At 41.6% G+C, this 25938-nt stretch carries 26 protein-coding genes; 3 read left to right on the top strand and 23 right to left on the bottom strand.

Features of this window, described 5'->3' with window-relative positions; translation table 11 throughout:
• Positions 1–11: 11 nt before the first annotated feature.
• Genes PZ638_RS02780 through PZ638_RS02770 form a run of 3 tightly spaced genes read right to left on the bottom strand, consistent with a single transcriptional unit; the run spans position 12 to position 2165 of the window.
• Positions 12–626, bottom strand: a complete 615-nt coding sequence (locus PZ638_RS02780; protein ID WP_272674867.1) for an IMPACT family protein — start codon at positions 624–626, stop codon at positions 12–14.
• Positions 626–1960, bottom strand: coding sequence for a Xaa-Pro dipeptidase (gene pepQ / locus PZ638_RS02775; RefSeq protein WP_094961384.1), 1335 nt, complete (start codon positions 1958–1960; stop codon positions 626–628). The genes PZ638_RS02780 and pepQ overlap by 1 nt, the downstream gene beginning before the upstream one ends.
• 19 nt (positions 1961–1979) lie before the next feature.
• Entirely contained in the window at positions 1980–2165 is a 186-nt protein-coding gene (locus PZ638_RS02770; RefSeq protein ID WP_141240669.1) for a hypothetical protein, read from the bottom strand.
• A gap of 52 nt (positions 2166–2217) precedes the next feature.
• On the opposite strand from PZ638_RS02770, the gene fadB reads away from it, so the two are divergent.
• Together fadB and fadA are read left to right on the top strand one after the other, a co-directional pair.
• A complete protein-coding gene (gene fadB / locus PZ638_RS02765; protein WP_094961385.1) occupies positions 2218–4410 on the top strand; it encodes a fatty acid oxidation complex subunit alpha FadB in 2193 nt (730 codons plus the stop codon).
• 4 nt (positions 4411–4414) lie between these two features.
• Positions 4415–5581: an acetyl-CoA C-acyltransferase FadA gene (gene fadA, locus PZ638_RS02760; protein WP_094961386.1), complete on the top strand. Its 1167-nt coding sequence runs from the start codon at positions 4415–4417 to the stop codon at positions 5579–5581.
• A gap of 515 nt (positions 5582–6096) precedes the next feature.
• Here the strand turns inward: fadA and fre are convergent.
• From fre to pepE, 3 genes are all read right to left on the bottom strand, one after another.
• Positions 6097–6798, bottom strand: coding sequence for an NAD(P)H-flavin reductase (gene fre, locus PZ638_RS02755; RefSeq protein WP_036958308.1), 702 nt, complete (start codon positions 6796–6798; stop codon positions 6097–6099).
• Between the two features lie 10 nt (positions 6799–6808).
• Positions 6809–8284 (bottom strand): 4-hydroxy-3-polyprenylbenzoate decarboxylase, encoded by a 1476-nt coding sequence (gene ubiD, locus PZ638_RS02750; RefSeq protein ID WP_004260801.1) that lies wholly within the window; start codon positions 8282–8284, stop codon positions 6809–6811.
• A 257-nt stretch (positions 8285–8541) separates the two neighbouring features.
• Entirely contained in the window at positions 8542–9267 is a 726-nt protein-coding gene (gene pepE / locus PZ638_RS02745; RefSeq protein ID WP_144139506.1) for a dipeptidase PepE, read from the bottom strand.
• A 165-nt stretch (positions 9268–9432) separates the two neighbouring features.
• On the opposite strand from pepE, the gene rfaH reads away from it, so the two are divergent.
• Positions 9433–9927, top strand: a complete 495-nt coding sequence (gene rfaH, locus PZ638_RS02740; protein WP_036958310.1) for a transcription/translation regulatory transformer protein RfaH — start codon at positions 9433–9435, stop codon at positions 9925–9927.
• A 79-nt stretch (positions 9928–10006) separates the two neighbouring features.
• Here the strand turns inward: rfaH and tatC are convergent, their stop codons facing one another.
• From tatC to ltnD, 17 genes are all read right to left on the bottom strand, one after another.
• On the bottom strand, positions 10007–10774 hold the full coding sequence (gene tatC, locus PZ638_RS02735; protein ID WP_004260806.1) for a Sec-independent protein translocase subunit TatC: 768 nt from the start codon (positions 10772–10774) through the stop codon (positions 10007–10009).
• A gap of 3 nt (positions 10775–10777) precedes the next feature.
• Complete coding sequence (tatB, locus tag PZ638_RS02730) at positions 10778–11323, bottom strand: Sec-independent protein translocase protein TatB (protein ID WP_094961390.1); 546 nt, start codon at positions 11321–11323, stop codon at positions 10778–10780.
• Between the two features lie 3 nt (positions 11324–11326).
• Positions 11327–11608, bottom strand: coding sequence for a twin-arginine translocase TatA/TatE family subunit (tatA, locus tag PZ638_RS02725; RefSeq protein WP_096865125.1), 282 nt, complete (start codon positions 11606–11608; stop codon positions 11327–11329).
• 115 nt (positions 11609–11723) lie between these two features.
• A complete protein-coding gene (gene ubiB, locus PZ638_RS02720) occupies positions 11724–13358 on the bottom strand; it encodes a ubiquinone biosynthesis regulatory protein kinase UbiB (RefSeq protein WP_004260814.1) in 1635 nt (544 codons plus the stop codon).
• On the bottom strand, positions 13345–13998 hold the full coding sequence (locus tag PZ638_RS02715; protein WP_094961391.1) for a ubiquinone biosynthesis accessory factor UbiJ: 654 nt from the start codon (positions 13996–13998) through the stop codon (positions 13345–13347). The genes ubiB and PZ638_RS02715 overlap by 14 nt, the downstream gene beginning before the upstream one ends.
• A 1-nt stretch (position 13999) precedes the next feature.
• The gene (gene ubiE, locus PZ638_RS02710; protein WP_004260818.1) at positions 14000–14755 is read right to left on the bottom strand and encodes a bifunctional demethylmenaquinone methyltransferase/2-methoxy-6-polyprenyl-1,4-benzoquinol methylase UbiE; all 756 of its coding nucleotides are present in this window, start codon (positions 14753–14755) and stop codon (positions 14000–14002) included.
• Between the two features lie 75 nt (positions 14756–14830).
• Positions 14831–16186 (bottom strand): DNA recombination protein RmuC, encoded by a 1356-nt coding sequence (gene rmuC, locus PZ638_RS02705; RefSeq protein ID WP_096865126.1) that lies wholly within the window; start codon positions 16184–16186, stop codon positions 14831–14833.
• A gap of 107 nt (positions 16187–16293) precedes the next feature.
• On the bottom strand, positions 16294–16824 hold the full coding sequence (locus PZ638_RS02700; protein ID WP_004260821.1) for a DedA family protein: 531 nt from the start codon (positions 16822–16824) through the stop codon (positions 16294–16296).
• A gap of 149 nt (positions 16825–16973) precedes the next feature.
• A complete protein-coding gene (locus PZ638_RS02695; protein WP_272674491.1) occupies positions 16974–17756 on the bottom strand; it encodes a tyrosine-protein phosphatase in 783 nt (260 codons plus the stop codon).
• A gap of 274 nt (positions 17757–18030) precedes the next feature.
• On the bottom strand, positions 18031–18789 hold the full coding sequence (gene udp / locus PZ638_RS02690) for a uridine phosphorylase (protein ID WP_004260826.1): 759 nt from the start codon (positions 18787–18789) through the stop codon (positions 18031–18033).
• Positions 18790–19078: 289 nt separating this feature from the next.
• On the bottom strand, positions 19079–20455 hold the full coding sequence (locus tag PZ638_RS02685; RefSeq protein WP_094961394.1) for a GntP family permease: 1377 nt from the start codon (positions 20453–20455) through the stop codon (positions 19079–19081).
• A gap of 10 nt (positions 20456–20465) precedes the next feature.
• Positions 20466–21425, bottom strand: a complete 960-nt coding sequence (denD, locus tag PZ638_RS02680) for a D-erythronate dehydrogenase (RefSeq protein ID WP_004260834.1) — start codon at positions 21423–21425, stop codon at positions 20466–20468.
• A 63-nt stretch (positions 21426–21488) separates the two neighbouring features.
• Complete coding sequence (locus PZ638_RS02675) at positions 21489–22256, bottom strand: DeoR/GlpR family DNA-binding transcription regulator (protein WP_004260836.1); 768 nt, start codon at positions 22254–22256, stop codon at positions 21489–21491.
• A 12-nt stretch (positions 22257–22268) separates the two neighbouring features.
• Positions 22269–23048, bottom strand: coding sequence for a 2-oxo-tetronate isomerase (gene otnI, locus PZ638_RS02670; RefSeq protein ID WP_004260839.1), 780 nt, complete (start codon positions 23046–23048; stop codon positions 22269–22271).
• A gap of 10 nt (positions 23049–23058) precedes the next feature.
• Positions 23059–23700: a 3-oxo-tetronate 4-phosphate decarboxylase gene (gene otnC / locus PZ638_RS02665; RefSeq protein ID WP_004260842.1), complete on the bottom strand. Its 642-nt coding sequence runs from the start codon at positions 23698–23700 to the stop codon at positions 23059–23061.
• Positions 23693–24970 carry a 3-oxo-tetronate kinase gene (gene otnK / locus PZ638_RS02660; RefSeq protein ID WP_165880101.1) on the bottom strand — a complete coding sequence of 426 codons (1278 nt, stop codon included), beginning with the start codon at positions 24968–24970 and terminating at the stop codon, positions 23693–23695. The genes otnC and otnK overlap by 8 nt, the downstream gene beginning before the upstream one ends.
• Complete coding sequence (ltnD, locus tag PZ638_RS02655; RefSeq protein ID WP_180312349.1) at positions 24967–25875, bottom strand: L-threonate dehydrogenase; 909 nt, start codon at positions 25873–25875, stop codon at positions 24967–24969. Before ltnD ends, otnK begins: the two co-directional genes overlap by 4 nt.
• Positions 25876–25938 lie beyond the last annotated feature (63 nt).

Genomic DNA, 25938 nt, shown 5'->3' with positions numbered 1-25938 from the left:
AAAACTGTTTACTATTCCGATTCTGGCGTGAGCGTTAAGGCTCCACGACTTATATCGCGTAATTTATCATTGACCTCCTGCTCAAGAGTAGCAGGAATTGCAATTTGTAAAGAGACAGTTTCATTATAATCACTGTGCAAAACCGTGCCATTCACTTGAACAAGCAGTTGTTCAATTGCATTAATCAATGAATAGTCACACTCTAAGTTAAAGATTTTTTGTGGTACTTTTGTCTTTGTGGGTAATATTTTTAATGCTTGCTGGGCACCATTTCCATAGGCTTTAACGAGCCCCCCCGTCCCTAGCTTTATTCCACCAAAATAACGCACGACGACACAGGTAACCTCCCCTAGGTTGCTACCTAATAGTTGCGCCATAATGGGCTTTCCTGCTGTTCCTGTCGGTTCCCCGTCATCAGAGAACCCTAACTTTTGTGAATCATCAGGCCGGCCAGCAACAAATGCCCAGCAATAGTGCCGGGCATCTGGGTATTGAGTTTTAATTGATTGAATATAATCTTTTGCCGCTTCAATACCATCTGTATGAGCTAAATACGTAATAAATTGGCTTTTTTTGATCTCTTCTGTAAAAGAAATAGTTTCAGCCGGTATTAAATAAGGTTTCATTAACGTAAATGTAAGTCTCGAGTCATATTTTCAATACGATTTGCGTGGATCACAATATTATCTTCAATACGAATACCACCGTAAGGTTTGAAGAACTCGATTTTATCCCAATTAAAGTGCTGGCTAAACTCCCCATTTCTCCATTCAGATAATAGAGATTCAATGAAGTAGAGCCCAGGCTCAATAGTTAACACCATTTTAGGTTCTAAAACACGAGTACAACGCAAGAATGGATACATTTTAGGAGCCGCGAGATGTGTACCACTGTCATCCTGCATAAAACCAGCAGCATCATGAACTTGTAAACCAAGCGGATGCCCTAAACCGTGAGGCAAAAATGGCGTTGTTAAACCACTTTCCACCATTGACTCTTCACTAATACCTTTAATAATATCATGTTTAGTCAGTATCTTAGCAATTCTATGATGCATATCTACATGATAGTCTGTGTAGCGTACTCCCGCCTTGATTGTATCAATTAAAGCGAGCTGTTCCGTATTGACATCCGCAACTAATTCAGCAAATTCATCTTTCCCTTTTGCAGCATAAGTTCTCGTAATATCAGCAGCATAACCGTTATATTCAGCACCTGCATCAATAAGAAAGCTGCGTAATTCGTTCGGTACCGTTTGCTGTAGTTTAGTGTAATGCAATACAGCTGCATTTTCATTCAGTGCAACAATGTTACCATAAGGGACATTGGTATCTCGATGCCCGGTTGATTGTAAATAACTGATATTAATATCAAACTCACTCATTCCTGCGCGAAATGCTTCAAGAGCAGCGAGGTGCCCATTTACAGCCATTTTTTGCGCTTCACGCATGCAGTAAAGTTCATAATCTGTTTTATAAGAACGATGATAATGATAGTAATCTAAAACAGGTTTGGGATTGATATTATGTAGCGAAATCCCTAATGACTCAGCCCTTGCAGTTGCAGAACCAATATAAGCCACATTTTCTTTCGGTAGACTTGCTAGGAAGGTTTTAATGTCATCTGCATTTTTTAAATGGATTAACTCAATATCTTTGGTCCAAAAACTGTTCGGCAGTGGTTCAACACTATGCCAATAATCAACAGGTGAATAAAACCATAGCTTAGGCTTATTTACGCCATCAACTAATAACCATGAATGTGGAACATCAGTAATAGGCACCCACGCTTTGAAATGAGGATTAACTTTAAAAGGATAGTCGCTATCGTCAAGAAAGATGCGTAGGGGTTCACCCGAATGAATCAATATGGCATCTAATTTGCTGCGCTGTAAAACTTGCTGAGTTCTGTTTTGTAACGTTTTAATGTGTTCAGCGTAGAGTGCAGTCAGTTTTTCCATTTCTTTCAACCTTTCAGCATTAATTAGAAAAATCAAGCTTACCACGTTCTGTTATTAACGGATATGCACTCTGTTGCAAACCATCATTAATCAATTGATATATAATACCTTTATCATTTAAATCATTAATTATTTCGCTTAATTGCTGTGACCAACCTTCCATTTTTGTTATTAAAAGTTTGCAATTAATTAACATTCTAGTCACACTCACCTCATCTGGTCGTACCAGATAACACTACCACGTAGAGGAGAGCAGAATGCTTTATCAAAGTGACACTATCTATATTCAATGGTTGAAACAAGGGATTGCAGAACTGGTTTTTAACTCACCAGGGCCAATTAATAAATTGGATACCCACACCGTTGCTTCACTTGATGAAGCCGTGTCTGTTCTTGAGCAACAAACCGAGCTGCAAGGTGTAATTTTCCGTTCTGATAAACCCGCTTTTATTGTTGGCGCTGATATCAAAGAATTTCTTTCACTCTTTGAAGCGTCAAAAGAAACACTAAGCGATTGGTTGCACTACGCTAATAGTATTTTTAATCGCATTGAAGACCTACCTGTTCCAACGATTTGTGCCATTAATGGCTATGCATTAGGTGGTGGCTGTGAATGCATTTTATCCACTGATTTTCGCATCGCTTCACCTGATGCTCGAATTGGGCTTCCTGAAACAAAACTTGGGATCATGCCTGGCTTTGGTGGGTCCGTTCGGCTTCCTCGATTAATTGGTTTGGATAGCGCATTAGAAATTATTACTGCGGGTAAAGATGTCGATGCCTCGCAAGCTTTAAAACTAGGCCTTGTTGACGCGGTTGTTAATACAGAAGCTCTCGCACAGTCAGCGCTGCAAGTCATTGAATCTGCAATTGCTGGGGCCTTCAATTGGCATAAAAAACGTCAACCTAAGCTTAGCCCTCTACAATTGAAACCTATTGAGCAAACGATGAGTTTCAATGTTGCTAAGGGGATGGTGTACAAGGTTGCAGGCAAACACTATCCAGCGCCTATGACTGCTGTAAATACGATTGAAAAGGCAGCAAATTGCACTCGTGATGAAGCCTTGAAGCATGAAACAGCTGCATTTGTTCCTCTAGCGCATAGTGATGTTGCACGTGCGTTAGTGAATATTTTTCTAAATGACCAACAAGTTAAGTCAAACAGTAAAAAAATCGCACAACATGTTGATATTCCAACGCATGCTACCGTATTAGGTGCAGGGATTATGGGCGGAGGCATTGCATATCAATCTGCCAGTAAAGGCGTACCTGTCTTAATGAAGGATATTAATGTTAAGTCATTAGACTTAGGGATTGAAGAAGCACAAAAGCTATTAAATAATCAATTTGAGCGTGGAAAAATCACCGCAGCGAAAATGGCGGCAACCTTATCATCTATTCATCCCTCATTATCTTACAACGGGGTGGAAAATAGCCAAATCGTCGTTGAAGCCGTTGTTGAGAACCCGAAAGTCAAAGCCGCTGTATTATCTGAAGTTGAGTCCTTAGTAACAAGTGAAACTATACTGGCTTCAAATACATCAACTATTCCAATTTCAACCCTCGCAAAATCACTAAAACGCCCAGAAAATTTCTGCGGTATGCACTTTTTTAACCCAGTGCATCGGATGCCATTAGTTGAAATTATCCGAGGAGAACAAACTTCTGATAACACTGTTGCCAAGGTTGTTGCCTACGCCAATAAAATGGGGAAAACCCCTATTGTTGTCAATGACTGCCCTGGCTTCTTTGTTAACCGGGTACTTTTTCCTTATTTTGCGGGCTTTAACTTACTGCTACAAGATGGAGCTGACTTTAGAGAAATAGACAAAGTCATGGAAAAAGAGTTTGGCTGGCCAATGGGGCCTGCTTATCTTCTTGATGTTGTTGGTATTGATACTGCTTTTCATGCAGAGCAAGTTATGGCTCAAGGTTTTCCTGAACGAATGGGGAAAAAAGGCAAAAATGCCATCGATGTGATGTATGAACAACAACGCTTTGGTCAAAAGAATGGCCAAGGGTTTTATCAATATGAAAAAGATAAAAAAGGGAAACCGAAAAAAATTAATGACCCTAGGGCTGATGAATTACTTGCTACTATTTGCCCAACAAAGCGCACTTTCACCAAAGAAGAAATTATTGCTCGAATGATGGCTCCTATGATTAACGAAGTTGTTCGTTGCTTAGAGGAAGGTATTATTCAAAGCCCTTCAGATGCAGATATTGCTTTAGTTTATGGTTTAGGCTTTCCACCATTCAGAGGAGGGGTGTTCTGCTATTTAGATACCTTAGGCAGCCAGTCTTACTTAAAAACGACGGAATCTTTACAGCATTTAAGTCCTCTATATCATGCGCCTAATGGCTTAAAAGAAAAAGCGGCTACCAATGCAAGATATTACCCACAGCCACCTGTAGTGGCGATTGATGTCAAAAAAGTTGCGAGAGGTTAATTTTATGGAAAATGTCGTCATTATTGATGGAATACGTACACCAATGGGCCGTTCAAAAGGTGGGGTATTTCGCCATGTTAGAGCTGAAGACCTTTCTGCACACCTCATGAATGCGATTTTTGAACGTAATCCAAACGCAAGTAACAAAGAATTGGATGACATCATCTGGGGTTGTGTTCAGCAAACACTGGAGCAAGGGTTTAATATTGCTAAAAATGCAGCATTACTCACGGCTATACCTCATACGGTTCCTGCCGTTACAGTAAATCGCCTTTGTGGTTCATCAATGCAAGCAATACATGATGCGAGCCGGTTAATTATGACGGGTGATGCAAAATCAGTACTCATTGGTGGAGTGGAGCATATGGGTCACGTACCAATGACTCATGGTATAGATTTCAACCCTAAACTGACTTTACGAGTTGCTAAAGCCGCAGGCGCTATGGGACTGACCGCTGAAATGCTTGCCAAAATGTATAAAATTAGCCGAGAAGAGCAAGATGCATTTGCATTAAGGTCTCACCAGCTTGCAGCCCTTGCAACGGAAAAAGGGAAGTTCAATAACGAGATCGTTCCAATTAATGGCCATGATGCCACAGGTAACCTCATTTCAGTAAATTATGATGAAGTGATTCGCTTTGATGCAAGCTTGCAAGGTTTAGCGGCTCTTCGCCCTGCCTTCGACCCTGTTAGTGGGACGGTGACCGCAGGTAATTCATCTGCTCTATCTGACGGTGCGTCTGCGATGTTACTGACCAGCGAAAGTTATGCCACTCAGCAAGGAATTAAACCACGAGCTAAAATACGCGCAATGGCCGTTGTTGGCTGTGACCCATCAATCATGGGATTTGGGCCTGTGCCAGCAAGTGAGCTCGCTTTAAAGCGAGCAGGACTAACTTTAAATGATATTGATATTATTGAATTAAATGAAGCTTTTGCGGCACAATCTATTGCATGTCTAAAAGGCTTGAAGCTATCAGAAAACCAATTAGATGATAAAGTAAATCTCAGCGGAGGGGCTATTGCACTTGGCCACCCTTTGGGATGCTCAGGAGCAAGAATTTCAACAGCTTTGCTTAATCATTTAGAACAAAACGATAAACAGTTTGGTTTAGCCACCATGTGTATCGGGTTCGGCCAAGGTATAGCCACAATTATCGAACGAGTTTAACAATTTATTTTTAGTTTTCGCAAACATTGTATTTTGTCGATGTTCCCGCCTAGTCAGGGGCGGGTTTTTTTTGCCTCTTTCTAGCCAAATATCCACAACAAGTTTAACCCTCATAGTTCGAATTGTAGGTAGGCGGCAAATGAATGAGACCCTAGGAGCATACAAAAGTATGTGACTAGGGCGAATGAATGAAGCCAACCCCCCGACAATTTGAACTGGCCTGTTTTCACGCAAAAGCCATAACAAGTTTAACCCTCATAGTTCGAATTGTAGGTAGGCGGCAAGTGAATGAGCCCCTAGGAGCATACAAAAGTATGTGACTAGGGCGAATGAATGAAGCCAACACCCCGACAATTTGAACTGGCCTGTTTTCACGCAAAAGCCATAACAAGTTTAACCCTCATAGTTTGAATTGTAGGTAGGCGGCAAGTGAATGAGCCCCTAGGAGCATACAAAAGTATGTGACTAGGGCGAATGAATGAAGCCAACACCCCTACAATTCGAACTAGGACGGGTTAAATGAATTCATAAGCATCACCGAATAACTGCTCCGGTTTACCTCCGCGCTCATTACAAAACCGTTCTCTAGCTATTTTCGCCATTTCAAAACGGCCTGCAATATAGATATCATGACCTGATAAGTCACCGAAATCTTCTAGCACTGCACTCAGAACCGTTCCTGTTCTGCCTCGCCATAGTTCATCTGGTTGCTCTACAACTGGTGTGATCTTTAAATTAGGATAGTTTTCACTAAGAGCCTGTAATTCGCCAAGATCGTATAAGTGCTCCAATTGACGACCACCCCAATAGAAAGTGATATCACGATTCGGGTTTTCAGCTAAAGCCGCAAGCAATACTGAGTGGGTATAGGAAAAACCTGTCCCACCAGCAATTAAGATCATGGCATTACTGCTATTTTCTCGAAACCAAGCTTTACCATGTGGGATGTCGATATCAATACGTTTTTGATCCAAAATTCTATCCATTACTGCCATTGCATATAGATTGATTTCAGAAGCACCGATATGTAACTCAATAGTTTCTTTATTGTGAGGAGTTGAAGCCATTGAAAATGGTCGTTTGTCACGCTCATCCATCACGACCATTAAATATTGGCCTGCTTTAAAATGAAAAGGACCATCTGGCAACAAAATCACCCGATAAACCGTATCCGTGATAGATTCAACAGATGTTACTTTACAGCTTAAAGTTGCCATGGTTTCCCTCTTATTTTTTGTCAAAAATATTTAATTGTTCCCAAATATCATCAATGCGAGATTTAACGCTCTCTGTCATTACGATAGGACGCCCCCATTCACGATCTGTCTCACCCGGCCATTTATTGGTGGCATCAAGCCCCATTTTTGAACCCAGCCCAGACACAGGGGAAGCGAAGTCGAGATAATCTATTGGTGTGTTTTCCATCATCACGGTATCACGAGCAGGGTCCATCCGAGTTGTAATTGCCCAGATAACATCTTTCCAGTCCCGTGCATTAATATCGTCATCACAAACAATAACAAACTTAGTGTACATGAATTGGCGCAGGTATGACCAGACCCCCATCATGACCCTTTTGGCATGTCCTGCATATTGTTTTTTCATTGTCACAACGGCAAGACGATACGAGCACCCTTCAGGAGGAAGATAAAAATCAACAATTTCAGGAAATTGTTTTTGAAGAATGGGAACAAGGACTTCGTTTAACGCCTCCCCTAATACTGCGGGCTCATCTGGTGGCCTTCCCGTATAAGTTGAATGATAAATTGCATCACGACGCTGAGTCACATGAGTCACAGTAAATACCGGGAAACTGTCTATTTCATTATAATAACCGGTATGGTCACCATAAGGACCTTCGGGAGCCATTTCACCTGGCTCAATATACCCTTCTAAAATAATTTCAGCGCCAGCGGGAACTTCAAGGTCATTCGATATGCATTTAACAACCTCGGTTTTATTACCACGTAATAACCCCGCAAAAGCATATTCTGACAATGTGTCAGGGACCGGTGTTACCGCGCCTAAAATGGTTGCTGGGTCTGCACCCAGGGCGACTGCAACAGGAAATTTTTCACCGGGATGCGCTTGGCACCATTCTTGAAAATCCAGAGCGCCACCGCGATGAGACAACCAACGCATAATAACTTTGTTTTTTCCAAGAACTTGCTGACGATAAATACCTAAGTTTTGCCTTTCTTTATGTGGGCCTTTAGTCACTGTCAGCCCCCATGTAATTAAAGGAGCGGCATCTTCAGGCCAACAATGCATAACTGGGATTTTTGTAAGATCAACGTCTTCACCAGCCCAAATTTGTTCCTGACAAGGCGCAGAGCTTAGCCGTTTTGCAGGCATATTTAGCACTTGCTTGAATTTTGGTAGTTTATCGAAAAGGTCACGAAAGCCTTTCGGAGGATCGGGCTCTTTCAGAAAAGCGAGTAATTTGCCTACATCATGTAATGCTTTTATGTCTTCTTGCCCCATCCCCATTGCAACACGTTTAGTTGTTCCGAAAAGGTTACACAAGACTGGCATGTTATAGCCTTTGGGATTTTCAAATAATAGGGCCGGTCCCCCTGCTCTTAGTGTGCGATCTGCAATTTCAGTCATTTCCAAATAGGGGTCGACTTCCATTGTAATGCGTTTTAGCTCGCCTTGTTTCTCAAGTTGCGAGATGAAATCTCTAAGGTCACGGTATTTCATTATCTTCTTTTACTGTTACAGAGGGAGTCCCATTATAAGACGTCCGGCCAAGGTTACAAGTTACTGTCTATACCCTTAATCCTTCAAGTTACAGCGCTTTTCGTTGAAGTATAAGTGACTACGCTCAGCTAGCCTAGCCGAGTCACATAGTTTATCTATGCTCTTCGCCTATCTTCCCTTGTCGCCTTCCTGTAGCTCAAATTATTTAGGGTATAAAATACTTTAAAATCAATCTTTTTCTGGTTTAGTATACCATTTTACTGGCAATCAAAAGGGACTAATTTTTCTAATAGTAAAGTATCAAATTGTTCTGAGAATGTTTTATTATGCTGAAATAGTTTAAAACCTTCATCTTTTCCGCTGAAATAATGAAGTTCATTATCTTTAATTTGTAACCCACTTCCTTCCCTGAGCGCAACAACAACTTCATGAGGATTAATCACACAAAATTCTTGTAATCGTTCATCACGAGTTTCGCCCATATGACCAGAAATATGAGCATCAATATAATGAGGGTTAATTTGTAATGGAAATAGCCCCAGAGATGGCATAATTGCAGCATTACTAACAGGCATATCATTCGTAGTACGGATACTTGGAGTCGCTACATTGCATCCTGCACTCCAGCCGATATATGGCACACCACGCTCACGAACCGCACGTTGAATCGCAACTATCAACCCGTTCTCATGTAGGCATTTATTCAACCACCAAGTGTTACCACCACTCACAAGAATACATTCTGCCTGCTCAATCGCTTCCACAGGACTAGAAAAGTGCTCAATAGACGTAACTTTTATTCCCAACGCATCTGAAAGCTGTTCTGCTCTTTCGTCATGTGAACCGCGAAGAACTGCATACGGAACCAAAACTGCTGACTTTATGTTCTTACGAACAATCATTTCTTTGATTCGAGGTAAGGCGTAGCTGAGCCATACCGGGTTGCCTGGTAGCTTACCGTTACTCAACAAAAAGATATCCATTATGTCTCCTACTGATTTGGTTTTTGCATTACAGTTATCATAAGACTATATTCGGTTAATATAGACCTAAGCATATCAATAATATGGTTCTGTTCTTCATTAGTCACATTGTTATGTCGTAATTTGTTATCATAAACATAGTTTTGTCAGATGGAATTCAAAAAAATGGAAAAATGGTATTTGCTTTATTGCAAACGCGGCCAAATTGAACGGGCTATGGAGCATTTAAACCGACAGAATGTTGTTTGTATGACGCCCATGACTGAAATGGAAAAGGTGGTTAGAGGGAAAAGGGTGACAGTGCAAGAAGCCCTGTTTCCAAACTACTTATTTGTGAAATTTGATCATAATGAAATTCATACGACAACTATCCAATCAACAAGAGGGGTTAGCCATTTTATTCGTTTTGGCCAATTTCCGACGGAAGTCCCCGAAGAAATTATTGAGCTATTACAACAAACCCCCGTTAGTTATTCCGTCGCACCAGATATACCAAAACATGGCGACCAAGTGACAATTACCGAAGGTATTTTCGCGGGAGTACAAGCTATTTTTGATGAGCCTAATGGAGAGTATCGTTCTATTCTTTTACTGAATATTTTAAATAAAAGTGTACCTAAAGTGGTTGATAATACGCAATTTAAAAAAAATACAGATTGAACGCTTTAAGCAATCAAAAGCCCTTCTTAAAGGGCTTTTCACCTTTTTGCATTGCAAATTAAAGATAATTTAATGCAAATCAAGACTCTTCTTTTTCTTCTTCCTCTGCCCCTTCTTGCCGGTTTCTACCTTTACCAACATAGAAATTGGATAGTAAAACTCCGAGCTCGAAAAGCAAATACATTGGAACAGCAAGCAAAGTTTGAGAGAGTACATCTGGCGGCGTTAAAAACATCCCAACGATAAATGCCCCAACTAAAATATAAGGACGTTTACGTTTCAGAGATTCGGGTGTAGTCACGCCTGTCCAACACAGTAAAATAATTGCAATAGGTACTTCAAATGCCGCACCAAAAGCCATGAATAATGTCATGACGAAACTAAGATATTTACTGATATCGGGAATAAAGTTAACGCTATCTGGGGTCGTTTTAACAAAGAAACCAAATGCGAGCGGAAAAACAACGAAGTAGGCAAATGCCATTCCCAAATAAAACAAGAAACTACTTGAAACAAGCAAAGGCAACATGAGTTTGCGTTCATGCTTGTATAAGGCAGGTGCAATAAAAGCCCAAATTTGATAGAGAATAACCGGTATCGATACAAAAACCGAAACCATCATTGTCAATTTAATTGGGGTAAAGAATGTTGACGCCACATCTGTCGCACTCATTTGCGAACCTACTGGTAGCTTATCAATCAAAGGGGCTGCTACCAGCCGATAGATATCATTTGAAAAATAAGCAAGCGCAGCAAAAACAATTAAAACTGTAATTAAACAGTTTAACAGCCGTTTGCGAAGTTCAATGAGGTGGCTAATAAGTGGTTGTGTATCATTTACAGCCATGTGTTATTTTTCACTTTCAGTTTGATTAGAGTTTTTTACTTTAGCATCGAGTGATTCTACTGTTTTCACGGCAACTGAATCTTCTGGCTTTTCATCCTCAACAACAGCCGCCATTTTAGCAGCATGCTCTGGGTTTGGATCAGACTCTTCAGGTGACTGCTGAGTATTATCTTTCGCTTCCTTTACAGCACTATCGTAACTGTCAGTGATCTCTTTTGCTTTGTTTAACTCTGTTTCAATATCATTGGTTGTCGCTTGGTAATCGCTTTTAAGCGATTGTGCCGCTGTACGCAGTTCTTCCATTGACTGCTTAAGTTCAGGAGAAAGCGCTTCTAAATTAGCTTTTTCTTCCACCTTTTTCAGCGTTTCTTGCAGCTCCTGCAGCTTTAACTCTTGCGATAACTCGTTTTGTACATTTGCAGCCATAGAGCGCATCGCACGGATCCACCCAGCGACAGTTCTCACTGCCACTGGTAACCGCTCAGGGCCTAATACAACGAGACCAATAACTGCAATAAGCAACAGTTCACTAAAACCTATGTCAAACACGGTTTAACCCTGCTCTTTGTTTTTGCTCTCAACTGGGCTTTCTTTCTTTTCAGCAGCCTGTTGTTCAGTAATATTTTTAGGTGCGAAGTCAGCATCTTGCTTTTCTTGTTCTGCTTTTGCTTTTTCGTCATCACTCATTGCTTTTTTAAAGCCTTTGAGTGACTCACCCAAATCTGAGCCTAAAGAACGCAATTTTTTGGTGCCGAAAATTAAAATAATAAGTAAAGCAATGATAATGAGTTGCCAAGGACTACCGAAAGCAGCCATTGCAATAGTTGATTCCATTGTTAATACCTCTATATAGTTTTGGGATCAATTGTTATTAGATCTATTATATACAACCAACACAAAATACGGAAATGTTCACAGCCTTATAAACTTGTCGCAAAACAAAGTTTACTTAATTTCCGCCGGTTTTACACCAACCAAACAACCAAGACAGTGCACCTGCCACCATAAATACAATTCCAAACGGTGTGAGATTAGAAATGAGGAATAGAGTCCCACAGAGAATAAATGTAGCACCGATACCTAAAAGGTACTGAGATTTACGCTGCTTATTACGCTGACTTTTCAGTTGTTGAGTTAGTTGATCGATATTTGATTGTAAGTACTTATGCTGCCGTAATGCACCATAAATTAAATCCGGTATTTCAGGCATTTTTTCTGCCCAATAAGGTGCTTTTTCTTTTAATGCCTGAGTAATTGCAGGTATCCCTACTTGGCTATGAACCCAGTCCTCTAGAAATGGTTTTGCGGTTTTCCAGAGATCAAGCTGTGGGTAAAGCTGCCGTCCTAGGCCTTCTACATACAATAATGTTTTTTGTAATAATACCAACTGTGGTTGAACTTCCATGTTGAAACGACGTGCTGTATTAAATAAATTCAATAATACTTGCCCAAACGAAATTTCAGCTAATGGTTTTTCAAAAATAGGCTCACATACGGTACGGATAGCAAACTCAAAGTCTTCCACATTTGTGTCTGAAGGAACCCAGCCGGAGTCAACGTGCAGTTCTGCTACCTTACGATAATCACGATTAAAAAAAGCAATGAAGTTTTCTGCCAAATAACGCTTATCTTCTTTGTTTAATGAGCCGACTATCCCACAGTCTATCCCTATGTATTTAGGGTCCTCTGGATGATCGTAACTAACAAAGATATTTCCTGGATGCATATCAGCATGGAAAAAGCTGTCGCGGAAAACCTGTGTAAAGAAGACCTTAACACCACGCTCTGCCAGCAGTTTCATATTCGTTCCCTGCGCTTTAAGCGCAGTAATATCGGAAACTGGGATCCCGTAGATACGCTCCATCACCATCACGTTTTCACGGCAATAATCTGGATATACCTCTGGTATATACAGCATGGCGCTATTTTCAAAGTTACGACGAAGCTGAATGGCATTTGCCGATTCACGGAGCAAATTCAGCTCATCGATCAAGGTTTTTTCGTATTCACGCACGACTTCTTTGGGTCTTAATCGCCGCCCATCTGGCAGCAAAGGAACCCAATTTGCAATACGATACATTAACTTAATATCAGCTTTAATAATTGGCAGAATATCAGGACGAATAACCTTGATGACAACATCTTTACCATTTTCTTTTAACGTTGCGGTATGCACCTGAGCAATAGACGCAGAAGCTAAAGCTTGTTCATCGAAGTCATCAAACCACTGTTCTAAAGGCCCTTCGAGAGATTCCTCAATATAGCCTCGTGCCAGTTTGCCATCAAAACTTGCCACTTTGTCTTGTAATAATGACAATTGATCTGCGATTGCAGGTGGGAAAAGATCTCGGCGAGTCGATAGCATTTGGCCAAATTTGATCCAAACTGGCCCGAGTTCTTGAAGGGCGAGACGAAGTCTTTCGCCCAATGTTTTGTCTTTATGCTTATTTTTAATCCAAAAGAAACCTAAGCGACCTATTCTTAATGGTAACGTTAGTTTAGTTTTGGGGATTAACTCATCTAATCCGTAAGAGAGAAAAACCCGAATAATGAAGTAAAGTCGTTTTATTTCACCGGGTGTCATTCTTCTCCTCCAACTGGCTTAAACGTTGCTCAAGTGCACTCATTGAATTTTCTACTTGCTCAACTTCATCACTAAAATGAGCAAGTTCAAGCTGGCTAGGCGCCATCTTCCATTCTTCAATTATTGCGTCTTTGATATACGTTTTTTGCCGTTTTACTAAATGAGATGCAAGACAAGCACCTTTATTCAGGAACTTGCTAAGACCTTCTGCCGCAACATCACCAATGTAAGGTGATAGATAATGAGCAGGATTCCAAATTGCTAAGTCAAGTAAAGAAGACCAGTGCTGTACAATTTGCATATCCCCTTCAATCACGATATCACCACGATTGATAAGTTGAGATAATTGCTGTTTGTCTTTCAATTTAACTAGCGTAAAGATGGATGTTTTAATGGTACAGTCCGCAGGCTCAACCCACTGGCTTAACACATCAACATGATTTTCAGCAAAAACGAGTGTTAACGTTTTATTCAGTTCTTTAAGTTCAATAGCCATAACCTTGCCGGCCAAGCGCATTCTAGCTGGCTGTAGAACTTTTTCTTTAAACAACATGTGGTTAAGAGAGGTTTCCATCAATGCTGTTATCAAAGAATACAAAACTGTATTTTGATTTTCGGTATGTGTTGATGGTGCTTCCATCTTAGAATTTAAACCCTTTATGCAATGCGACAATTCCACCTGTCATATTAGTGTACGTCACCTGTTCAAACCCTGCATTTTCCATCATACCTTTTAGTGTTTCTTGGTTTGGATGCATACGGATTGACTCAGCTAAATAGCGATAGCTATCGGGATCATTAACGATCGCCTGACCAATACGAGGGAGTATATGGAATGAATAGGCATCATAAGCTTTATTCAGTGGCTCAATAATTGGCTTAGAGAACTCTAACACCAATAAGCGCCCACCCGGCTTTAACACTCGGAACATAGAGCGTAGCGCTTTGTCTTTATCGGTGACATTACGCAAACCAAAAGAGATAGTAATGCAATCAAAATAGTTATCAGGGAATGGCAGTTCTTCTGCATTGGCTTGTACATAATTAACATTACCAACAATGCCTAGGTCACGTAATTTCTCACGCCCCATTTTTAGCATTGAATCATTAATATCTGCGAGTATGACCTCACCTTTTTCACCGACTAAACGTGAAAATTTAGCGGTTAAGTCACCCGTTCCACCTGCAAGGTCAAGTACTCGTTGATTACGACGTACCCCACTCGCTTCAATGGTAAAACGCTTCCAAATACGATGGATACCGAATGACATCAAATCATTCATTAAGTCATATTTTGATGCTACTGAGTGAAAAACATTCGCTACTAGGCCAGCTTTATCTTCTTTGCCGACAGTACGGAAACCGAAATCAATGGTTTCTTTAGTTGGTTCAGTCATTTCTCTTATGCCTGCTTATCATTCAAACTTTTGTAGGAAGTGTAACAGTCTTTGGGCCAAAACCCTATCAGAAGTCTAAGATTCCGCACAATTAGACGTATCTGATCGCTCAACCAATTGGGGCTGGATAGGTTGTTTAATTTCGACCCCAAGCTCTTTAAAACTTTCCGCCTGGCTAATTAAATTTCCACGCCCTTCGGCAAGGCGTTTCATTGCCGATAGGTAAGTATTATTTGCTTTATCAAGACTGGTGCCTAAAACCTGCATATCATCCACAAACAAGCGCAGCTTGTCATACATTTTCGCTGCTCTATTTGCTATCTCCTGGGCATTTTGCCCTTGGCGTTCATACCGCCAAATATTATTAATTGTCCTCACCGCCACTAACAATGTCGAAGGACAAACTAACATAATATTCTGTTTAATTCCTTCATCAAGTAACTCAGGTGCTTCTTTCAAAGCCAGTAAATACGCAGGTTCAATAGGGATAAACATTAAAACGTAATCTAATGAACGAATTCCCGGTAACTGATGGTAATCCTTGCGGCTTAGCATACGCATGTGATTGCGGATAGATGCCACATGGTTTTTTAACGCCTGTTGCTGTTCATGTGGATCTTCGCTATTGAAGTACTGTTCATAGGAAACCAACGACATTTTGGCATCAACAACCACATCTTTCCCTTCAGGAAGATGGATAATCACATCCGGTTGATAGCGGCTATTATAACTTGTATTGATGCTAACTTGGGTTTCAAACTCACTTCCTTCACGTAAACCTGAGACTTCGAGGATCCTGGTAAGAATAGTTTCCCCCCAGTTTCCTTGAATTTTGTTATCCCCTTTCAAGGCTCGTGTCAGGTTAACCGCTTCTTTGGTCATTTGATTATTGAGCTGCTGTAATTGCCGAATTTCATAGGCTAAAGTGTGGCGTTCTTTCGCTTCTTCACCAAAACTTTGCTGAACTTGCTGACGAAAACCTTCTAATTGCTCACGAAAAGGTGACAGCATCGCCAATAGGCTTTTTTGTTGTTGCTCTGATGCACGACGCTCATTTTGTTCAAAAATACGATTTGCTAAGTTTTCGAATTGTGCTGTCAGCCGTTGTTCGCTATTTTGTAAAATTCGCTGTTTTTCTTCGTTGGCTAGCTGGTTCTGTTCAAAACGAGTGATAACTTCGCGAAGCTCCGCTTCTTGTTCTCGGTTAATATCCCTTTGAGTGCGCAATTCTTGATCTAGCCTGTCATACTCTTCTTTCCATTGCGCAAGGTGGATGTTTTTTTCGTCACTTGCAGCAAGTTGGCGGTTGAGTTGTTGTAGTTCCTGATCTTTTTGCGCAATTTTTTGGGCAATAGAGAACCAAGCGGCTAAACCACCAACTAAAACGCCACTCAACGCACCAATAACAGCATATAAAAGAGAGGTATCCACGGTTAAATCCTTACTTTACAAAGTCTAGTGTAAGGTAATGGGATACTGTATAAGTGTCCAGAGGTAATTTAGCCATCGAAGAAAATTTTGCGAAGCACTTCGCAAGCTTAGCCTATCCAACTTGCGAACCATTTCAGGCCGAGCGCTCCCGGCGCTAAAATACCAAATGCCCAAATCATCGCAGAAGCAATATTCGCAAGTTGGAAATGCCGTTGTGGCATGGCGCAAATCCCTGCAACCAAGGGAACAATAGCTCGTAACGGCCCGAAGAAGCGCCCAAAGAAAATTCCCCAAATACCCCATCGGTCAAAGAAACGCTGCCCTTTATCAATCATTTGTGGGTTACGAGAAATCGGCCACATATGGCGTACATTTTCTTTGTAATGATAACCAATCCAATAAGAGAGCCAGTCCCCAAAGAAAGCACCGAGAGCTGCTGCTAACCATATTGGCCAGAAAGTAATATTACTTTCACCAATTAAAGCGCCAAGCGCGAGTAAAATAACCGTTGCTGGTAACAGGAGTGACAAAAATGCCAAAGATTCCCCAAACGCCAAAAAGAAAATAATAGGAAGCGCCCATACTTCATGTTCGCGTGTAAAGTCCGTCACTATGGTGACAATTTCATTGAGTGTCACGGTCAGTTCCTTTCATTAGGGAATAATCAGAATACTGTAGCGAAAAAGTGGTAAATCAAGATTAAACAAAGCAGAAACACTTTTAGAAAAACTAAGTTGTGGATACGGAAAAATGGATTATCCACAACTCATCTTACAGTTAGTGAAACTTAGTCCAAAAACTGACTCTGCAGTGCTTCTCGTTGTTGCCTTCCTAAGCCAAAATCTTTTTCTAGCCATTGGTCAACATTGCCATAATGGCTTTCAATACTGTTTAGAGCCGTTCTTAAAAAGTCTTCACGTACCGAATAGACATACTCAAATTTTTTCACAATGCTTTCGTCCATCGTTTTTGCATGCTCTTCGAGTAAATGCTTGCGGTATGGTGCAAGTGTTTCATTAGTCAGTAAGTAATCTTCCATTACAGTGTCTAAATCTGCACCTAAAGCAAATAATACTAATGCGGACCCGACGCCTGTACGGTCTTTTCCTACCGCACAGTGTTGTACGATACCACCTTTTTCTGGCTGTTTGAGTAAATTGACCAATTGGTAATAAGCAGGATTGTTCAGTGGTAATAATTCATATAAACGGAACATAAAAGCTTGCGGGTCAAATTGTTCCAATATTTCTGGCGTAAGTTTATCTAAATTTGCTGTGACCTCTTTTGCTAACGGATTTGCTGGTGCATGCACATAATGTGCGCCTTGCCAAATGACATCAGGCTTATCTAAGATTTCAGCTTCATCACGATAATCAATGATTTGGAAAAGATTTTGTGAACGTAGAACAGCTTCGTCCTCTTGAGTTAATCGGTCTAACGCACCGGAACGAAACAGGACTCTAGGCTTGATCTTCCCACCATTAGCGAGTTTTTTACCACCAAGATCGCGGAAGTTAATACCGCCTTTTAAAGGCAAAACAGAAGGATGAAGATAAGGTGTTGTTGACATAATAATTCCTTTTCGCCCTACAGCTTTCATTCCAGTTAGCAATAAAACAAATGTAACCTGAACAATTTAAGGGCACATAATATTGATAATTGTTTTTATGACAATAACAGATCTAGCGAATAAGAGGATCAGAATATTTCCTGTAAATTGATTAACAATTGTAACATTTATAAAGGAAATAAAGAGAAATAAGAGGTATGTAAAAGGACTAAGCCCGCTTACTTTTTGTCCACAACCGAGTGAAAGTCAAGTAAACGGGCCAGTAAATCACGGACTACAGTAAGCGGCGTGCAGCTTCAACCACAATACTTAATACGTTACCTTCAGTTTTCTTCAGTAACGCTTCATTTGGAATTTCTTGTTGGGTACGATTTACGATAACACCCGCAACCATACCAGCACGTAACCCTTTACTACTAGAACACATAGTCAGCAATGTGGCTGATTCCATTTCGTAGTTCATCACGCCCATGTCTTGCCACTCTTTCATCGAACCTCTGAAATGACGCATCACACGGCCAGTATAGGTATCATAACGCTCTTGACCTGGGTAGAAGGTATCAGATGATGCAGTTACACCAACATGAACGGTTGCACCTGCATCTTTCGCTGCGGCATAAAGCGCATTGGTACAATCAAAATCGGCAACTGCTGGGTATTCTAATGGCGCGAAGTGTTGGCTAGCACCGTCTAAGCGAACTGCTCCAGTTGTCACTAAAACATCACCGACATTGATATCTTCTTGGATTGCACCTGTTGTACCAATACGTAAGAAAGTGCGAATACCAAGCTGCGCAAGTTCTTCGACTGCAATAGACGTTGATGGGCCACCGATACCGGTTGAACAAACAATGACGGCTTTTCCGTCAACCTCACCACGCCAAGAGGTGTATTCACGCAATGACGCAAGGTGTACAGGGTTATCCATCAGACGTGCAATTTTTTCAACACGGTTAGGATCCCCAGGAACAATCGCTACGGTCGCACCCTGTAAGTCACTTTTCTTTAAACCTAAGTGGAAAACGTCAGACATTTCAAACTCCTTTACACAATGGCATCATTAAATCAGTCAATACTGATTAATCGTTATTTATAATATAGCGATAAAGCCATAATTTTTTAGTGATGAATGTCACTTTTAATGAAAACAATAAAAGTTTGATTTCATTATTAAGTGACTTATGTCACATTTATTCATTGATCTTATTTCTCTTTAAAATCCATTGTCATCAGTATAGATGAAAGTTTGATATAACGACAAAAGCGCCCCTGATTGCTGGGCGCTTTGATTATTTGGCAGAACTAAAAATAGTAACGCTATATTAGAGAATTACATCAAGAACGAGGACACCAACTAGACCTATTGCCCACGCAATGGTGGTCGGAATAGACCAAACAATGATTTGCTGTTTAACGTCCTTAATTCCCATCATTCTGTTCACAACCCAATACAGGCTGTCGTTAAAGTAACCGAAGAACAGAGATCCCATGGTTGCCGCTTGCGCTGCGACCAATAAGTTAATATCAGGTATTTGGCTAATGATTGGTGCAGAAATAGATGCTGCGGTAATCATTGCTACTGTACCCGAACCTTGAATCAAACGAACCAACGTCGCGATGATAAACGGAATCAATACAGGTGTAATTGGCAGATTTGCTACATGCTCAGCAAGAATGTTTCCTGTGCCACTATCGCGCAGTACCGCGCCTAATGCACCACCAGCCCCCGTAACAAGCAGAATAATACCGGCTGCTTGTAAGCCTTCTTCCATACGGTCGATGACTTCTTCTTTCGTTGCTTTTGGCATTAATGTGTAAACAGAGATCAACACACTAATTGATAATGCAATAATGGGTGCGCCTAAAAATTCAAATGTTTGGAAATACCAATTGCTTTCCATACCTTGGAAAGATTCTGTTTTAAGAATTAATCCATTAATTGCATTTATGAAAATTAACAAAATAGGCGTAATAATCGGTAAAAGCGATAAGAACAGGCTTGGTAATGGTTTATTCGCTTTTTCTTCCATATAACGAGCGTGAACTTCTTTCAGGTCTTCACTACCCGTTTCATCTGGCATAAATTCAGGGTATTTAGTCCCTAACCATTTTGCGTAAAGAACAATACCGATAACACAAGGAATAGCGAGGCTCATTCCTGCCAGGATCATTGCGCCAACATCGACACCAAAGATCCCTGCCACGCCTAAAGGCCCAGGTGTTGGTGGAACGGTGTGGTGTGTCACCACTAACCCACCAGCGAGTGCAACGCCTAAAGTTAGTATGCTACGTTTACCATTTTTGGCTAATGCTTTTGCCAATGGGTATAAAATCACAAAAGCGGAATCAACGAAGATAGGAATACTGACAATATAACCGGTAATTGCCAACGCCCATTCTTCACGCTTTTTTCCTAACCATTTGATAAAGCTATAAGCGATCTGTTCAGCAGCACCTGAAACTTCCAGCACCCTTCCCATCATTACCCCGAGTCCGATAACAATACCGATGCTACCGAGTGTTGACCCAAAGCCTTTTGTAATGACTGTCACTGTCTCTGCTGCGGTCAAACCACCGGATATACCTGCGATTGCTGCGGCAATTAGCATTGCTAATAACGCATGAACACGCGTTCGTAATACTAAGAAGATCAGGACAAATATGGCCACTGCGAGGCCAATAATAGGAATATAGGACATAGGCTATCTCCTACTTAGACGAACCGTGGTGGGTGATAAACGAACGGATCGCATCACCAAACGAGCCATCTGCACGAAAACCGAGATCCAATGCACGGCTGATATCAAATTTGCCCGGCCAGCTCGCCACAATACGGTTAATGGCTTCATCAGGCTCAAAGCGAATAAGATCCACAGCTTCTTGGCCTGCAACATCACGTAGAGCATCGATCATACCTTGGACGGTAACGGTGATACCTGGCAGGTTCACAGTGCGTGATTTACCAAATTTTTCAGCAGGGATACTGACCGCATGAATAAAGTTGTTAATCACAGTTTCAGGGCTAGATAACCACAGCGCTAGGTCAGGGGAGACAGGACAAACACTTTCAACCCCATTTAATGGCTCGCGAATAATGCCACTTGCGAATGAAGAGGCCGCTTTATTTGGCACACCCGGACGAATACTAATGGTTGGTAAACGCATCACACGGCCATCAACAAAGCCTTTACGTGAATAGTCATTGACCATCAATTCACACATGGCTTTTTGAGCACCATAGGACGATTGTGGGTTAACGACACACAAGTCTGTGATGACATCAGGTAGCTCACCACCAAACACAGCGAGGGAGCTGGTGAACATAAATTTGATTGCAGGGTTCTTGGCACGAGCGACTTCCAATAATTGACGAGTGGCTTCAAAGTTAACCTTCATACCCAAGTCAAAATCACTTTCAGCATGGCTACTTACGATAGCTGCAAGGTGGAAAACCACATCGGTTTGTGCATCAATCAGTTTATCAGCCGCCCCTGCTTGCGTTAAATCTAACGCGACGCAACTGACTCTGGCATCTTCAACCGGTGATGTAGGGCATTGAATATCGGCTAAAACAAGGTGGTCAAATTTTAAACCCTGGCTATTTTTAAGCAAAGCAGCGGCTAGCTGCTGGCCCAGAAAGCCTGCGCCACCAGTAATAATAACTTTCATTGTAATTCTCCTTGCTATAGCCTTTTAACTGGCTATGCAGTTTTAGGTAAGATTATTTATGTTTTATGTCTTGATTAAATGAAGTTTTATGTTTTGTTCTGTTATCCGCTGCACCACATCAGTTGGTAATTGGTCATCACAAATGATGTCGTGCAATTGATTCAATGGGCAAACACGAAACATGCCATATTTGCCGAACTTACTACTGTCTGAAACCAGCACACAACGGCGAGCAACATCCAATAGCGTTTGTTTTATCTGAACCTTTTCCTCATGCGGGGTAGAAACCCCGTGCTGCAAATCCCATGAACTGGTGCTGATAAAAGCAATATCAACATTGAGGGTTTTCAGCATCATCGCAGCCGTATTTCCTACACTAGAATGGTTACGTTTATCCACCAATCCCCCGGTGTGGTATAGGTTTAGCTGCGACTTATTCATTAAGTACTGCATAATCGAAAAATCATTAGTGACAATCGTTAAGTTGAAACGCTCGCCGAGTACGCGTGCTATCTCAAAGGTAGTTGTTCCCGCATCGAGATACACCACTTGCCCATCTTCAACTAGTGAGCTGGCAAACTGGCCAATTTCACGCTTATGGCGATGATGTAACCGCGCTTTTTCACTCCAAGGTAACTCTTGGCGCAGCACATCATTTAACTTAACGCCACCACTAATACTGAGTACCTTCCCTTCTTCTTCTAACATCCGAATATCACGTCGCACTGTCATATGAGAGACATTCATTAGCTCAACCAAGTCACTGATCGATACGGTTTGATGTTCATGCACGTAACGGTAAATAAAATCACGACGCTCAGAAGGGAGCATAGGTTCTCCTAATTATGAATTTGCTTGTTTAAGCCAGCCTAATCCATCTTCGGTGCGGCCTGCAGGATGGTATTCACATCCTAACCAGCCTTCATACCCCATTTCATCCAACTGCTTAAAAATCCATGGGTAATTGACTTCACCGCTATCCGGTTCATGACGATAAGGAACTGACGCTATCTGAATGTGACTAAATTTACCCCATAAACGTTCAATTGTTTTCAATAAATCACCTTCCATAATTTGGCAGTGATATAAATCCAACTGGATAAATACATTTTCACGAGCAATTTCAGGTAGTAATGCTTCAGCTTGTTTTTGTGTCGTCAAAAAGTATCCGGGCATATCGCGGGTATTGATGGGTTCGATAAGCACACGAATACCGTGCTCAGCCATCACATCCGCCGCATATTGAATATTTTTGATATAGCATGCAGTTTGCTGTTCAAGTGTATAGTTTTCATTCACTTTCCCCGCCATCGCATGAACTTGTTTACAGCCTAAGGCTTTTGCGTATTTCAAGGCCGTTTGTACGCCTTCGGCAAATTCTTTCTCACGACCTGGGATCGAAGCCATACCACGCTCCCCTTGTGCCCAATTTCCCGCTGGCATATTAAACAGAGCTTGTGTTAGATGGTGTTTACTCAGCTCCCCCGCAATGACATCGGCATCTTCTTCATAAGGGAAGAGGTATTCGACACCTTTGAACCCCGCATTTGCAGCACGTTCAAAGCGCTGTATAAAAGGCACTTCGGTAAACATCATGCTTAAATTTGCAGCAAATTTAGCCATTTTCGCCTCGCTACTTTTGTGGATAACGACTTTCGAGCTGTTCAACTTGCTCTTGCGTTAATGTTGTAAAGCCATGTGGGCGTAATGTGATATATAAGCGAGCGGTATCTTCTAACTCTTCTGCATTGAAGAAAGCTTGTCTTAACGTTTTGCCACCCACGACCGGACCATGATTTGATAGCAATACCGCATTATGTGTCGGTGCTAATTTTGCAATTTCCTCACCAATTCGGTCATCCCCCGGTGGCAAGTATTCAATCAATGGCAATTTCCCCACTCGCATCACATAATAAGGTGTGATGGGAGGTAAACAATTTTTTGTATCTAACCCCGGCAAGCAAGACAACGCCGTTAACCAAGGTGAGTGAAGGTGAACAACTGCTTGGCAATCAGGGCGTTGCAAATACATCGCCATATGCATAGAAACTTCTTTTGTCGGCTTATCACCCCCAATCCAATTGCCTTGTGCATCGAGTTTACTCAGTTTGTTAGGGTCTAAATCACCAAAGCTGGAGTTTGTCGGTGTCACAATAATCGAACCATCAGGTAACCGAGCACTAATATTTCCTGCACCACCACTACTGTATCCGCGGTTAAACATTGATTTAGCCCAATCGACTAACTCTTGGCGCAGCGCCTTTTCATCACTCATTAAACATCTCCTGTGCAAACTGGAAGAAATTTTCTTGGCCGAAATTACCTGATTTCAGCGCCAACCAGTTACCGCTTGCTAAATCCTGTACCCATGGCACACCAGGGGCAATTGGTGAACCAATACTTAATTGTTCTGTTCCAAGGCTTTGAACCACTTTTCCTGAGGTTTCGCCACCCGCAATAATAAAGGTGTCATACCCTTTCGCTTGCAACAGTGCGACAACTTCACCAAATACCTTCTCGACCGCGAAACTTGATTCCGCTGCGCCATATTTTTCTTGTGTCTGTTTCAATAATTCAGGTGATTGAGTGGCATAAAGCATTGGCGCTAAACCGGTTAGTTGCTGTGCTTGCACCCAATCAGCTAATGTTTTGGCATACTCTGAGTTATTTAAACATTCACCCACATCCAACATTTTTGCAGGAGCAACTTGCTGATAAGCCTGCACTTGTTTGTTGGTCATTACCGAGCAACTCCCCGATAAAACAACCGTTTTTCTGTTTTTACCTGTTGGTTTTTCGCCACGTTGTGTTGTGCCGCCCCATGGGCATTGGCTATCCACATTCGCTAATGCAGCGCCGAGGCCTGAGCCCCCAGTTAACAGTGGCATGGCTTTAACCGCTTGTGCGATAGGAAGCAAATCATCCATCGTTAAGCTATCAACGACCGCGTAACTCACACCTTGTTGAGCTAACTCGGCAAGCTTTTGGCTAACAACGTCACTGCCTTTTTGAATATCTTCAAGTTTGACTAAACCTGCTTTACCTTTTGATTGTTTTTCCATCACACGCAATAAATTTGCGTCGGTCATTGGGGTTACAGGGTGATGCTGCATGCCACTTTCATTAAGTAGCTGGCCATTCACAAATAAATGACCGTGAATAACCGTTCTGCCGTTCACAGGTAACGCTGGGCAAACTAATGCTAAATCTGTTCCCAGTTGGGCCATTAATGCATCTGTAACGGGGCCAATATTGCCTTTTTCGGTTGAATCAAACGTTGAGCAATATTTAAAGAAAATTTGCTGACAATTCGCTTTTTGCTTCAGCCACTTGCACGCATTGGTCGATGCACTAACAGCTTCATCGACAGGACAAGAGCGGCTTTTCAAACTGATCACTATCGCATCAACATCTTCTGGTACTGGTGTATTTTCATCAGGTTCATTCAATAGCTGAACAACCTTCCAACCGTTTTGCACCATAAAGCCTGCAATATCTGTCGCACCGGTAAAATCATCCGCTATTACGCCTAACTTCACTGTCATGCTTTTTTCTCCGGTAAAGTAATACCTTTAAATGTTTTGATCACCGCGCTGTCATCCTGCTGACCAAAGCCTTCATTGCTCGCTGAAATAAACATTTGATGGGCTGTTGAAGCAAGTGGCAGCGGGAAATTTAATGCTTTCCCTGTTTCCATCACTAGCCCTAAATCTTTGACAAAAATATCTACTGAGGATTTTGGCGTATAATCACCGTCTAAGACATGTTGCATACGGTTTTCAAACATCCATGAATTTCCAGCTGCATGGGTAACAATGTCGTACATCACGTCAAGGTCAATACCCGCCTTGGCGGCTAAAGCCATGCTTTCTGCGGCAACAGCTATATGCACCCCAGCTAATAACTGGTGAATCGTTTTGACGGTTGAACCTAAGCCGACTTCATCCCCTACGCGATATAAGCGCTCAGAAATAGCGTTAAATACGGGTGAAAGCTGCTCAAATAGAGCTGCTTCACCTGAAGCCATTACAGTCAATTTCCCTTCAGCGGCTTTAATTGAGCCACCTGAAATAGGCGCATCTACAAGCGGTAATTGATATGAGGCAAGGCGCTGAGCGATATTTTTAGTTTGTTCCGCAGCCAAGGTACTGTGCAACACAATAACCGTACCGGGGCGTAGTTGTTCAACTAAAGGCTGTTCACCCGAAAATAAAATGGCTTCAACTTGACGACCATTAACCACCACCAGCAACAAAGCATCAATTTCATGGGCAAATTCCGCTGCATTTTGCCCCACTGCAATTGCGCCTGCGTTAAGTAGGCTTTTGCATGCACCTTGGTTTAAATCAAATCCATAGGTAGGAATGTTATTTTTTATAAGAGATTGTGCGATCCCCATCCCCATAGAACCTAGGCCAATCACGCCAATTTTATTAACGAAATTTCCCATAATGACCCCTGATGTTGTTAATCTTCGTGACTGTTGTGAATTTTCACACAATAAAATTCACAA

This window comes from Providencia hangzhouensis (assembly GCF_029193595.2).
In the GTDB taxonomy this organism is placed as follows: Bacteria; Pseudomonadota; Gammaproteobacteria; order Enterobacterales; family Enterobacteriaceae; genus Providencia; species Providencia hangzhouensis.
The sequence above is the reverse complement of the archived record's forward strand: the minus strand, read 5'-3'. Positions and strand labels throughout refer to the sequence as shown.

Coding starts and splice junctions, on each gene's coding strand:
- fadB (WP_094961385.1), top strand. CDS start 2,218: ATGCTTTATCAAAGTGACACTATCTATATTCAATGGTTGAAACAAGGG.
- fre (WP_036958308.1), bottom strand. CDS start 6,798: ATGGCAACTTTAAGCTGTAAAGTAACATCTGTTGAATCTATCACGGAT.
- ltnD (WP_180312349.1), bottom strand. CDS start 25,875: ATGGGAAATTTCGTTAATAAAATTGGCGTGATTGGCCTAGGTTCTATG.
- otnC (WP_004260842.1), bottom strand. CDS start 23,700: ATGAGTGATGAAAAGGCGCTGCGCCAAGAGTTAGTCGATTGGGCTAAA.
- tatC (WP_004260806.1), bottom strand. CDS start 10,774: ATGGCTGTAAATGATACACAACCACTTATTAGCCACCTCATTGAACTT.
- ubiE (WP_004260818.1), bottom strand. CDS start 14,755: ATGACTGAACCAACTAAAGAAACCATTGATTTCGGTTTCCGTACTGTC.
- PZ638_RS02780 (WP_272674867.1), bottom strand. CDS start 626: ATGAAACCTTATTTAATACCGGCTGAAACTATTTCTTTTACAGAAGAG.
- PZ638_RS02685 (WP_094961394.1), bottom strand. CDS start 20,455: ATGTCCTATATTCCTATTATTGGCCTCGCAGTGGCCATATTTGTCCTG.
- rfaH (WP_036958310.1), top strand. CDS start 9,433: ATGGAAAAATGGTATTTGCTTTATTGCAAACGCGGCCAAATTGAACGG.
- fadA (WP_094961386.1), top strand. CDS start 4,415: ATGGAAAATGTCGTCATTATTGATGGAATACGTACACCAATGGGCCGT.
- otnI (WP_004260839.1), bottom strand. CDS start 23,048: ATGGCTAAATTTGCTGCAAATTTAAGCATGATGTTTACCGAAGTGCCT.
- PZ638_RS02695 (WP_272674491.1), bottom strand. CDS start 17,756: ATGTCAACAACACCTTATCTTCATCCTTCTGTTTTGCCTTTAAAAGGC.
- tatA (WP_096865125.1), bottom strand. CDS start 11,608: ATGGAATCAACTATTGCAATGGCTGCTTTCGGTAGTCCTTGGCAACTC.
- pepE (WP_144139506.1), bottom strand. CDS start 9,267: ATGGATATCTTTTTGTTGAGTAACGGTAAGCTACCAGGCAACCCGGTA.
- otnK (WP_165880101.1), bottom strand. CDS start 24,970: ATGACAGTGAAGTTAGGCGTAATAGCGGATGATTTTACCGGTGCGACA.
- ubiD (WP_004260801.1), bottom strand. CDS start 8,284: ATGAAATACCGTGACCTTAGAGATTTCATCTCGCAACTTGAGAAACAA.
- udp (WP_004260826.1), bottom strand. CDS start 18,789: ATGTCTGACGTTTTCCACTTAGGTTTAAAGAAAAGTGACTTACAGGGT.
- pepQ (WP_094961384.1), bottom strand. CDS start 1,960: ATGGAAAAACTGACTGCACTCTACGCTGAACACATTAAAACGTTACAA.
- ubiB (WP_004260814.1), bottom strand. CDS start 13,358: ATGACACCCGGTGAAATAAAACGACTTTACTTCATTATTCGGGTTTTT.
- PZ638_RS02715 (WP_094961391.1), bottom strand. CDS start 13,998: ATGGAAGCACCATCAACACATACCGAAAATCAAAATACAGTTTTGTAT.
- PZ638_RS02675 (WP_004260836.1), bottom strand. CDS start 22,256: ATGCTCCCTTCTGAGCGTCGTGATTTTATTTACCGTTACGTGCATGAA.
- denD (WP_004260834.1), bottom strand. CDS start 21,425: ATGAAAGTTATTATTACTGGTGGCGCAGGCTTTCTGGGCCAGCAGCTA.